The organism is Mycobacterium sp., from assembly GCF_035603715.1.
Classification (GTDB): domain Bacteria; phylum Actinomycetota; class Actinomycetes; order Mycobacteriales; family Mycobacteriaceae; genus Mycobacterium.
Genome location: NZ_DATNJW010000449.1, coordinates 1 through 10173 on the forward strand (window position 1 = coordinate 1; position 10173 = coordinate 10173).

A 10173-nucleotide genomic window follows, 5' to 3' on the forward strand; every position below is an offset into this window, starting at 1 on the left:
GGCAAGCGGATCGACACTGGAAGAGCTGTCACGTTGGGTGCGTGCAGCGGCGAGTTCGAGGTTAAGCCTGCGGTTGTCGGCGCGGAGCTGGTGGAGTTCGATGATGAGTGAGTCCAGCGCGTCGTATGCGGCGGCCATGGCGGTCACGCGACGCTCTTCCCGACAGGCCGGAGGGCGCGGCTCGCCTCGCGGCATCTCCAATACATTTCCCATTCGTCTCCCCTTTAACGGTTTGAATGACCCCTTGGAGTGGGACCAATGGCTCACCGTTCGATGGTGCGGCGACGCAGTGCAACTGGCGTCCGTAGTCCGCTACTGATGTTTTCCCACGTGTAGGTGCGGCCACTGGAACCAGATCGCCAGCCACACCCGAACGGTTGATCGTGCCGCCTCGCTCTCCTCGCAGCGGCCCGACTCAATGTGCGTGGCGCGCCAAGAGATGCGAAAATCCCGCGGTGGGGGAACGGGATGCCGTACAGGCCGCTCAACTGATCCGGGCTTTGTGCGAAGTACGGGACAAGATGATCAGCCAGATGACCTGGCTCGAAAAACACGACAGGCAGTTAGACGCCGCGGCATTGCGGCGAGACGTCAATGAAGCTCAGGCCCACATCACTCGTCTGCACCGGCGCTATCTGGGTGGAGATGCGCAGGCATCTCAACCCGTTCGCCAGGCACGGTAATACATTTTGAACGGATGAGCCAACTGGTTCGGCGGGGATTCGCCTCCCCCACAACGAATCCCGTCTACGTGTCGTGACGTACCCTTGCCACTGGACCAAGGACCGAGAAGCCGACGTCGTCGCTCACATACGGATCCGTGAGATGGCTTGGGCAGTACACTTGCGCTGATACGGCGATGAATCTGATCGCGGTTCTATGAACCCGAGCGGACTCTTGGCGCAGAGCCGGGTTGTCCTCGAATATGCCGTTCATCTCTTCGTCTACCACCTTGTAGACCGAAGCGCCGCCATTGAGTTCGCGACAAATTTGATGGGCTCTGGCGACGAGAGCAGGCAAGTTATCGATGAGGGGAACCTGATCTTGTTCGAGCAGCGCCACAAACTGATCTTCCTGATCCTGCTGGCCTGGGTCGGCGCTTGCCGCGCCGGCGCAGATAATTGCCGCGGTCAGCACCACCGCGGCGCTAACCAGAACGTCTGCGAGGCTGGTGATGCCGGTGCGCACGGCGGGATTTCCATTTCTTCGGTGCCATCTGCTCGGTATTAATTCAACCCGAGGGACGACATGACGTCCATAGGCACGGACTGGGCACGGTGTGTATCGCCTGCCGCGCGAACTGATGTAACGCCGCGGGTCTCACGGTCGATAGGTCAGCGACGCCGCCCTGGTCGTCCGGAAGGGGAAGCGACTTATGGACTGGACCAAGCTCTCCACTGTCGCAGCCGCGGCGTCAGCCGTGTTGATCGCCGTGCCCGCGACGATTGCTGTCCCCGTCGCGGTCGCCAACGTCCCGGGTTGTTTGCCCCTCAACGGAACACAACTCACCGCCAGTAGCCATGAAGACACCAACTATCTCGGCATCACCTACGACAGCAACGTGACGTACTGGTACCAGGATGGTGCGGTCAACTGGCATCGAACCGTCGATGGCGGCGAGTTCAACCTCACGCACACCAACACCTCGGGCACCGTGCCCGCCGCGCCAGGAAGCACCGCCACCATTCCTGGCACCGACAGCGGCAGGCGAAGCGGCGGCGGCGCAAGCCCTATCGTCGTGACCGTTTGTAACCAATAGGGCGCGTCCTTGCCTGCACATCAGCTCAAACAGTCGTGGGCGACGTAAGCCGACGAGCTGTCAGACCTCGATGCGAGCATCCAGCCATGAGACTGCTCACGATCGGCGTCCTACTGGTTGCGGCGGTTAGCACATTTGTGTCGCCCGCTAGCGCTGATCCGACACCAGAACCGTCCCCGCCCTACGTGATCCAGTCCCCGGCAGGACCAACGATCGGGGGTCTGAGAAGCTTGCCGCCGATTTGCGGCGTCCAGCCGAGGGCATGTGCAGGCACCTGGTCACCCGATACGGGGACCTGGGATTTCCCGGGAACGTCCTAGCCGACGTCTGAGTACGTCATCGGGCCGTCCCACTCTTCCCACTCTCCGGGTCGGCCCGATCCAGGCGCGGCGGACCGCCGCGACCTGTTCTGGACTATCGCCTCGGTGTCTGCCATCGCAACGGCCTCGGTCAACGCCTCAATCACCTGACGGGCCTCCGCTGTCGTGATTGCGTCACCAGGGACGTCCACAACGATGCGTCTTTGGACACGCCCGTCGTCGTATTGCGTGCCGATGACAGCGACGGTGATGGGGTAAGGCCGTCCGTTATGAGTCGTGTGCTCGACTGTCCAGCTGCGCCCGTCAAACAGTCGCCGGCCCTCGTCCCAGGGTCCGATCCATGTTGCGTCTTCGGGTTTGCTGATCACGGGTGGGGCTCCTCTCCTGCCCCCTGGCGCGAAAGAATACCCTCGCAGATACGCCATTCGTGTGGAATTGCCCCTGCTGTGTGGGTACCGACCCCCAAGCCTCAAGTTAATCAATTCGCTTAACTCGCAACGATAGTCACAGTGTTGGATGGCAGCGGGGTGGCCAATCCCCCCACATCACGCGCCGATCAGGCGTCGGTGTCGGTGGGCACGCGTAGCGTCCCGACCCACTGGAGAGAGGTCAGATCATGTTGATGCGCTTATTCTTTGCCGCTACCGCGGCGACACTCGCGCTCGGTGGTGTTTTCAGCGCGGCACCGGCCGGCGCCGAGCCTCGCTGCCTGTTCCAAGGCGACTGGAACTGCGAGGGACCGCCGCAGTACAACGGGCCGCTGCAAAACACCTGGGACGTGCCGGGCACCTACGGCGGCTGGACGCAACTGCCGCTGCTCTGCCCCGGCGGCGCCGACCTTCGACCGTGCCAGCAATACGTTCCGCAGCCGTGAGTTGAAAGCAGCACATGTCAGAGCAAGCTCGGCCGAACCGGTCGGCGGTTCGGCCGGCTTGGCCCGGTTATCTAACGAACGGCAACCTGGTACGCGAACGCCGACCCATCAAGCCGGCGCCGCGCCGACCCATCAAGCCGGTGCGGGTACGCCCACCGACCACGTATTCGTAGATCGCGATGAGCACGACGGCGGCGGCGACACCGATGAAAAACGGAATCCACGCGACTCCACCATTTGCATTGTGATATCCAAATTGGCTGGCCACCGCTGAGCCGATCAGGCCGCCCGCGGCGCCGATCAGAACCGTCGTGATCATGCCGATGTCTTGCCTACCCGGCATGACGAGACGCGCCACCACACCGATGATCGCGCCCACGATGAGGGCCAGGATGATTGATCCGATCATTTCAGCTCCTGTCTAGCGGCGCCCCGAGTGGACACCTTCTCGCACTACGGGTTACCCGAACCGGCGGGTCTATAAAACACATGTTGAGTAGGACAGGGGCAATCGGATCGTCGTAGTCCACGTCTGAATGAGCGACCAGGTCGCGCCGTTCTCTATGCTGCTGCTGAAGGAGGCGATCACGCCGTGACAAGCACCAGCCACCTGGCCGAATTGGAAGTCACCAGCACTGACGTGGTCGCTGCATGGGACGCCCTGGAACCCGTCGTCGCGCAGTGCGCCGGATTGCTGGGGATACCTGCCACAAAGAGTGACTACTACGTCGGCCACTCGGACGACCAGGCCACCGTGGCCGGGGCTGATCTTCGTGATTGCCTCGATCGCGTGGAGACGCCCGCATCGATCTCCGTCACCTATACAGCGAATAGCGACTCGGGCCCTGATCCTCAAAGCATCGAACTGAGGATCATGCGCTACCGGCGTTTCAAGGAACTGAACGTCAACCTTCGGGTCAGCGGGCCCATGGACGTGCACACGTTGGGCCTTTTCGAGCGAACCAAAAGCACGCTGGCCCAGGCGATCGATCGCTTGAACGAGCCCTAAAGCCCCACGCCCTCGGCTGAGTCTCGTGGTTCTGGGTTACGCCGCGTTCTGCGCTTGGGCCATCGCGTTGCCGGCTTGGTCCGGGCAGTGCTGACGGATCGTGGTTCCGGTGAGGACGCCCGCGTTTGTTGCGTTGTAACCGCGGGCTTCGAGGGTGGTTTCGATCGCGGCGAGACTCGTGCCGTTGCGCAGCGCCGCGCAGATGTCGAATCGGGAGTCAATGGTGGCGGCTTCCGCGGGTGCCGGGAGCGTCAATGCCGCGAACATCGCGGCCCCGGCCGCAAACATCGACCAACGGAAGATCCGGTGTCCGTGAGTAGTGGTCTGCCTCATGTCAGCCTCGCTGGTGTCGAGGTCACCGTCTGATTTAGTGGCCGTTACCGTCTACCAACAGCGGAGTACCCCGTCGTCTGCCCGATTTGCAGCGATGGTGACCCATTTCACGACGGCGGCCGAATTGTGGTTTGCGACGTGCCTTGAGCACATAAGCTGGAGCACGCGTGAAGTCGCGCACCGCGATCCGCAGGAGGCCTGGCATGACAGGATTTCTTGGCCGTCTGGCCATCGCTGGCGCGGTGGCGTCAATTCCGCTGGCGGCCGCAGCGGTCGCAACGTCGGCCGTCACGGTCGCAGCGCCGGGAGGCAGTTCGCCGCAGTGCGACCCGAGTGTGGCTTCACATTGCGTGTCCAGTTCACCGAAGTGCGACCCCGCCTGGGCGCGCAACGTCTGGACCGGTGAGTGCCATCCGCAGCCGGCGATGCCGGACTGGTACGTCGTCCGGCCGGCCTACGCACCGCCGTACGCACCGGTCGACGTCCCGCCGCCGCCTCCCCCGCCGTGGTGGGCACAAGGAATGCACGCAAATTGGGATGAGGGTTCCCAGCAGTGGGTCTGGGTCAGGATGTAGCCACCCGGCATCTCAGCGTTAACGCCCATCAATACATCAGAATTGTTTTCTGACAAAGCTATTCGAATGCGGGGACCGAGCCCGTCACAACTTGCGCACGCCGCGAATGATCTTCGCGAAGGGGTTCCCGGCGGCGAGACCCCGGCGAAGGCTCGGCTGCAAGGTACTCAAGTTCAGCAGGACCGGATAGCTCAGCCCGTGATCGCGCCAGTCCGCTAGCTGGTCGACGATCTCGTCATGCGTGCCCTGCAGGCAAGCGTCTTTGAGTAGTGACACCGGCACGTCTGATGTGTATTTCAGCACGCTGTCCTCGTCGAGTATTTGCGGGATGAGGTCTTGGAAACCGTGGCCCACCGGGTGATCGACGCCGTGGCGCTCCCACAATTCCGCGGGGGCGTTCAACACGAAGGTCTTCATCGCGGTCGACTCCAGCGCTTCGTCGACCTCGTGGCGGTTGCGGCCCGTGACGACGAAGCAAAAAGTCGCGCCGGTAATTCCGAGCGGATCTCGTCCGGCGTCCGACGCCGCGGTGCGGACCGCCTCAAATCCGCGGGCGTAATCCGTCGGCGAAAATACCGCCGCGGGAAACCACGCGTCGGCGTATCGGCCGGTGGCACGCAACATTCTGGGTCCGTGCGAGGCGATCCAAATCTCAGGCCACTTACCGCGGTACGGCCACAAATCGAAGACCGCGTTGTGCAACGGAAAGAACGGCGAGTCGCGAGTGACGAGCTCGCCCCCGGAGTTCCACAGCGCCCGGATCGTCGCGAGGGCCTCCTCGAACCGCGCCACCGGCTTAGCCCAGTCCACGCCGTAAGGTTCGTTGCCCTCACGCTCGCCGGTCCCGATGCCAAGGATCGCTCGTCCCCGCGTCAGCAGATGCAGGGTCGCGGCCGCTTGAGCGGTGACCGCGGGATTGCGCCGGCCGGTGTCGGTCACCCCGATTCCAAGTCGTATCCGCCCCAATCGATTTCGGGCAGCCAAATGCCCGAGGACGGTCCATGGTTCGAGGTTTGCATCGACCTTTGGTGCCAGTCGGGCGGCGCCGATGTATTTCGGCTTGGCCATCGAACGCGGATACAACGAGTTCAGATGATCGGCCAGCCAGAACGAATCCGCACGGCCCGCGACCGCAGACAGGTAGCTACTGCGCGTCACCGCCATCGGCGAAAAGCGCATGGGCAGCGCCTGCGCCGCCAAACCGACTTTCACAATTGACCCCCGGCAGCCGTCGACCTATTGCTGACCGCCCGATACTCCCACCCCGTCCCCGGGAGATGGCGACGGGCTGCCCCCGTTGTCAGTGGCGCGATGCAGGTGCTGCGGGCAATAGGCACTGGCCGCGATCGCGGTGAATTTAGCGGCACTCGTCGTGCTGATCGCCGGATTTTGCTGCGTCACAAGCGCAACGACGTCAATTTGCGACTTTCCCTGGTCCATCAACTCGCACGCGGTCTTGCCGGCACTAATGGCGCTTCTTGAGTCGTTGAAGGTGATGCCGGCTTTGGTCAGCGCGTCGACGAAGCTCGCATCGACATTCGGGTCTGCATGCGCTGGTATCGCGCTGCCCAGTGACGAGGCAATGCCAAGCACCACCAGAAGGCGTCTCATCGCCCCATCATGGCGCAACGTCTAACCGTTGTTGGGCACGGTGGTCGTCACCCCACCGTTGCCACCGGGGCGCTGCAGGTACTGCGGGCAGTAGGCGCTGGCCGCGATCGCAGTGAACTGGGCCGCCCTGGTCGTGTCCAAGCCGGGATTCTGCCTCGTCACGAGCCCGACGACATCGAGCTCCGGCCGACCTTGCTCCATCATTCCGCACGCCGCCTTGCCGGCTTTGACCGCGCCCGCTTCGCTTTTGATGGTGATGCCCGCCTTGACCAGCGCGTCGAGAAAACTCGCATCCAGACCCGGATCAGCGCGGCCGGGGTTCGCATGCGCGGTCACCGCTACGCTCAATGCGGCTGCTGCAACCAGCAACGTCAGCGGACGTCTCATCTGTACATCGTCGCGCACGTCGACATCTTTGTCGCGGCTACCGAACCGCCACATGGACAGGGTCGTGCTGCCAAGATCTACCGAATGGCCGACAGATTCGAAGTCCAGCGCACGATCTCCGCACCGGCAGCCGATATCTTCGCTGTTCTCTGCGATCCGCAAGGTCACGTCGCCATCGATTCATCCGGGATGTTGCAGGACGCCGACGGAGCGTCCGTTGCCGCCGCCGGCGACAGCTTCGTCGTCCACATGGACCGTGAGTCCCTCAACGACTATCCGGATCTGGGCAAGTACGACGTGACTGTCACCATCCGCGAATTCGAGCAGGACCGGCTGATCGCCTGGACGGTTCTGGGGCAGATCCGACCTCAGCTCGGCCACGTCTACGGCTACCGCCTCGAGCCCGACGAGCAGAACGAGGGCACCGTCGTCACGTCGTTCTACGACTGGTCGCAGATCGACGAGAAGTGGCGGGAGGCCGGCATTTTCCCGGTGCTTTCCGAAGGCGCGCTGCGGGCGTCGCTGGGCATCCTGGACCGTACGGTCCGGCGAGGCTACGCGAAGGGCTGATTCCGCCCCGCGTCAACTTGGAGTTGACGAATGCGCTTCCGTCAACCTAGTGTTGACGACATGGTTCAATCCCATCCCGTCCGACTCGACGAACTGATCACCACCATCAAAAAGGTGCACACCGACGTGCTCGACCAACTCAGCGACGCGGTCCTGTCAGCCGAGCACCTCGGTGAAGTCGCCGATCACCTGATCGGGCATTTCGTCGACCAGGCCCGCCGATCAGGGGCCTCCTGGACCGATATCGGCAAGAGCATGGGCGTGACCAAGCAGGCCGCCCAGAAGCGCTTCGTGTTGCGCGCCGAGACCACCACGCTCGACCCGAACGGCGGCTTCGAGCGCTTCACTCCCCGAGCCCGCAACGCGGTGGTCGCCGCCCAGAACGCCGCGCACGAGGCCGGCAACAACGAGATCACCCCGGACCATCTGATACTCGGGGTGCTGAACGACCCCGATGCACTGGTCACCAAACTGCTACGAGCCCAACGCATCGACCCAGAATCGCTGCGGGACTCGATCACGCTGCCGCCCGCTGCGGACAAAGTGCCGGCGCTGATCCCGTTCAGCGGGACGGCCCGCAAAGCGCTCGAGCTGACCTTTCGTGAAGCACTTCGGCTGGGCCACAACTACATTGGCACCGAGCACGTTCTGCTTGCACTACTCGAACTCGAAGACGGCAGCGGTTCGCTGCATCAGGCCGGCGTCGACAAGGACCGCGCCGAGGCCGATCTGGCCGCTGTGCTCGAATCAATGACCGCAGGGAAGAAAAGCTGAGGGTTGTACAACCCGACGACGTGAGCCCCGCAGTATGCCATCATGCGATGGTCGTCGAGGAGGAAAGATGCGCCGCTACCTGGTTGCCGTGATTACCGTCGTCGCGGCCACGCTGATCGCGGTGCCCCGCGCGTCGGCCGGCGACGCACCGATCGGCCATCTCGGCGACACGTTGCGGGTCGACACCGGGAAAATGATCGCCGACATCACCGTCAGCAGCGTGCAACCCGTCGACCCGCCGCCCGGGTTCGGCTACAACCGCGTCGGTATCCCGGTCAAGAGCTTCCCCAACAGCGCAGTCGTGCGCGCCGACGTGGCGATCCACGCGGTGCGGGTGCCCAACCCGTATCAGATGCTGACCGATTTCACCTTCGACGGGGTCACCCCGTTCGGCGACGCGTACAAGTCCCGCAACTCCGACGCTCCCGATGCGCTGGATGCCGCGCTGGCCAATGCGCCGGCCGGCTCGATCGTTCGCGGCGGGGTGTACTGGGAGGCCTACCGCGACCCGGTCGCCAATGTTGTTCTGCTGGACAAGAAAACGGGCTACCATCTCGCGCAGTGGAACCTGTAGTCCGGATTTCCTCAGCGAGTACGGCCGACGCTGCTGAATTGGCTGCGCTCGCGGCACGCACTTTTCCGCTGGCCTGTCCCCCGTCGGTCGCGCTCGCCGACGTCGCGTCGTTCATCGACGCCAACCTGTCCGACGCGCGTTTCGCCGAGTACCTCGCCCACCCGCAGCGGCGTATCCTCACCGCCGCTCGCGAAGGCCGAATCATTGGTTACGCCATGCTGATTAACGGCGTCAGCGACGATCCGGAGGTGCAACGGGCGGTCGACATTCGACCGGCCGCCGAGATCTCCAAGATGTACGTGTTGGCGGAACACCACGGCGGGGGCGTGGCGACACCGTTGATGGACGCCGCCCTCGCGGCCGCCGCCGAATGGGGCGCCGGCTGCGTATGGCTCGGTGTAAACCAGAAAAACGAACGCGCTCAACAGTTTTACAAGCGGCACGGCTTTACCGTCAGCGGAACGCGAAGCTTCCGGTTGGGCGCTCACACCGAAAGCGACTACGTCATGGTCCGGCCGTCGGGCGTGGCCTGATTCAGCGATGCCCGTAGCGCGTCGCCGCCGCACGGCCGAAGCCCACAGGTTTCCCGACGCATATATAGCGCGTACATACAGTTAGCCTAAGTAATCAAGAGGAATGAAGGATCTTGCGCGTTCGGCGGCAGCAATCGCGGCAACATTCGCCGGCTTGGCATGCGTCGGCTTGGTAGCTGCTGACGAATCCCAGGCTCAACCTGGGCCGTTTTCCCAGTGGTGCCCGGGCGAGTCGTGGGACCCGGGGTGGGGCCCGAATCCGGACTGGAACGGATGTCACGTTAATCCGGTTTCGCCACTGCCTGGCCCCGTGGGACCGGACCATCATCTTGGTCACCCTGGCGGACCCGATCACCCCGGCGGACCCGATCACCCCGGCGGACCCGGCGGAGGTGATCACCCAGGCGGCGCGCCCGGCGGAGGCGCACCCGGCGGCGGACCCGGCGCACCCGGCGGACCCGGCGGAGGCGCGCCCGGCGGACCCGGCGGCGGACCTGGCGCACCCGGCGGAGGCGGACAGGACGCACCCGGCGGAGGCGCACCCGGCGGAGGCGGCGGACCCGGCGGAGGCGCACCCGGCGGCGGCGCACCCGGCGGCATCGGCGGCGGCGGAGGATTTGGCGGAGGCGGCATCGGCGGCGGCGGCGGATTTGGCGGCGGCGGATTCGGCGGAGGTGGCGACGCCGGCGGCGGCGGGCTTGGCGGAGGTGGCGATGCCGGAGGCGGCGGAGGTGGCGATGCCGGAGGAGGCGCCCTGTGACGTGTGTCGCCTAAGCGTTGACGGCCGCGCTCAGCGCCAGCAGCCGCGACGTGGCCCGCAGGTACTTCTTGCGAAAGCCGCCGGCCAGCATCTC

General features: G+C 64.3%; 17 protein-coding genes. 9 read left to right on the forward strand and 8 right to left on the reverse strand.

What is annotated here, in order from left to right:
• Positions 1 to 747: 747 nt before the first annotated feature.
• Positions 748 to 1188, reverse strand: a complete 441-nt coding sequence (locus VN856_RS18545) for a DUF732 domain-containing protein (RefSeq protein ID WP_325691652.1) — start codon at positions 1186 to 1188, stop codon at positions 748 to 750.
• A 187-nt stretch (positions 1189 to 1375) separates the two neighbouring features.
• Between VN856_RS18545 and VN856_RS18550 the strand changes: the two genes are divergently transcribed.
• Positions 1376 to 1759 carry a hypothetical protein gene (locus VN856_RS18550; RefSeq protein WP_325691654.1) on the forward strand — a complete coding sequence of 128 codons (384 nt, stop codon included), beginning with the start codon at positions 1376 to 1378 and terminating at the stop codon, positions 1757 to 1759.
• 316 nt (positions 1760 to 2075) lie between these two features.
• On the opposite strand, the gene VN856_RS18555 is transcribed toward VN856_RS18550, so the two are convergent.
• Complete coding sequence (locus tag VN856_RS18555; protein ID WP_325691655.1) at positions 2076 to 2447, reverse strand: hypothetical protein; 372 nt, start codon at positions 2445 to 2447, stop codon at positions 2076 to 2078.
• A 248-nt stretch (positions 2448 to 2695) separates the two neighbouring features.
• Here VN856_RS18555 and VN856_RS18560 point away from each other — a divergent pair, with 248 nt between their 5' ends.
• The gene (locus tag VN856_RS18560) at positions 2696 to 2953 is read left to right on the forward strand and encodes a hypothetical protein (protein WP_325691657.1); all 258 of its coding nucleotides are present in this window, start codon (positions 2696 to 2698) and stop codon (positions 2951 to 2953) included.
• A 67-nt stretch (positions 2954 to 3020) separates the two neighbouring features.
• Here VN856_RS18560 and VN856_RS18565 read toward each other — a convergent pair whose 3' ends face one another.
• Positions 3021 to 3362: a GlsB/YeaQ/YmgE family stress response membrane protein gene (locus VN856_RS18565; protein ID WP_325691659.1), complete on the reverse strand. Its 342-nt coding sequence runs from the start codon at positions 3360 to 3362 to the stop codon at positions 3021 to 3023.
• A gap of 183 nt (positions 3363 to 3545) precedes the next feature.
• Here VN856_RS18565 and VN856_RS18570 point away from each other — a divergent pair, with 183 nt between their 5' ends.
• Positions 3546 to 3962 carry a hypothetical protein gene (locus VN856_RS18570; protein ID WP_325691661.1) on the forward strand — a complete coding sequence of 139 codons (417 nt, stop codon included), beginning with the start codon at positions 3546 to 3548 and terminating at the stop codon, positions 3960 to 3962.
• 36 nt (positions 3963 to 3998) lie between these two features.
• Here the strand turns inward: VN856_RS18570 and VN856_RS18575 are convergent, their stop codons facing one another.
• Complete coding sequence (locus VN856_RS18575) at positions 3999 to 4295, reverse strand: DUF732 domain-containing protein (RefSeq protein WP_325691663.1); 297 nt, start codon at positions 4293 to 4295, stop codon at positions 3999 to 4001.
• A 203-nt stretch (positions 4296 to 4498) separates the two neighbouring features.
• On the opposite strand from VN856_RS18575, the gene VN856_RS18580 reads away from it, so the two are divergent.
• On the forward strand, positions 4499 to 4870 hold the full coding sequence (locus tag VN856_RS18580; protein WP_325691665.1) for a hypothetical protein: 372 nt from the start codon (positions 4499 to 4501) through the stop codon (positions 4868 to 4870).
• A gap of 84 nt (positions 4871 to 4954) precedes the next feature.
• On the opposite strand, the gene VN856_RS18585 is transcribed toward VN856_RS18580, so the two are convergent.
• From VN856_RS18585 to VN856_RS18595, 3 genes are read right to left on the reverse strand one after another with little or no spacing between them, the layout of a single operon-like run.
• Positions 4955 to 6049 (reverse strand): LLM class flavin-dependent oxidoreductase, encoded by a 1095-nt coding sequence (locus VN856_RS18585; protein ID WP_325691680.1) that lies wholly within the window; start codon positions 6047 to 6049, stop codon positions 4955 to 4957.
• Between the two features lie 57 nt (positions 6050 to 6106).
• Positions 6107 to 6481 carry a DUF732 domain-containing protein gene (locus tag VN856_RS18590; RefSeq protein ID WP_325691666.1) on the reverse strand — a complete coding sequence of 125 codons (375 nt, stop codon included), beginning with the start codon at positions 6479 to 6481 and terminating at the stop codon, positions 6107 to 6109.
• 21 nt (positions 6482 to 6502) lie between these two features.
• Positions 6503 to 6868, reverse strand: coding sequence for a DUF732 domain-containing protein (locus tag VN856_RS18595; protein ID WP_325691668.1), 366 nt, complete (start codon positions 6866 to 6868; stop codon positions 6503 to 6505).
• Positions 6869 to 6952: 84 nt separating this feature from the next.
• On the opposite strand from VN856_RS18595, the gene VN856_RS18600 reads away from it, so the two are divergent.
• From VN856_RS18600 to VN856_RS18620, 5 genes are all read left to right on the forward strand, one after another.
• A complete protein-coding gene (locus VN856_RS18600) occupies positions 6953 to 7438 on the forward strand; it encodes an SRPBCC family protein (RefSeq protein ID WP_325691670.1) in 486 nt (161 codons plus the stop codon).
• 60 nt (positions 7439 to 7498) lie between these two features.
• On the forward strand, positions 7499 to 8212 hold the full coding sequence (locus tag VN856_RS18605) for a Clp protease N-terminal domain-containing protein (protein WP_325691672.1): 714 nt from the start codon (positions 7499 to 7501) through the stop codon (positions 8210 to 8212).
• Between the two features lie 67 nt (positions 8213 to 8279).
• On the forward strand, positions 8280 to 8786 hold the full coding sequence (locus tag VN856_RS18610) for a hypothetical protein (RefSeq protein WP_325691674.1): 507 nt from the start codon (positions 8280 to 8282) through the stop codon (positions 8784 to 8786).
• A complete protein-coding gene (locus VN856_RS18615; RefSeq protein WP_325691676.1) occupies positions 8774 to 9319 on the forward strand; it encodes a GNAT family N-acetyltransferase in 546 nt (181 codons plus the stop codon). The genes VN856_RS18610 and VN856_RS18615 overlap by 13 nt, the downstream gene beginning before the upstream one ends.
• 310 nt (positions 9320 to 9629) lie before the next feature.
• Complete coding sequence (locus VN856_RS18620) at positions 9630 to 10079, forward strand: hypothetical protein (RefSeq protein ID WP_325691678.1); 450 nt, start codon at positions 9630 to 9632, stop codon at positions 10077 to 10079.
• Positions 10080 to 10089: 10 nt separating this feature from the next.
• Here VN856_RS18620 and VN856_RS18625 read toward each other — a convergent pair.
• On the reverse strand, positions 10090 to 10173 hold an 84-nt coding region (locus VN856_RS18625; RefSeq protein WP_325691682.1), incomplete at its 5' end, for a hypothetical protein.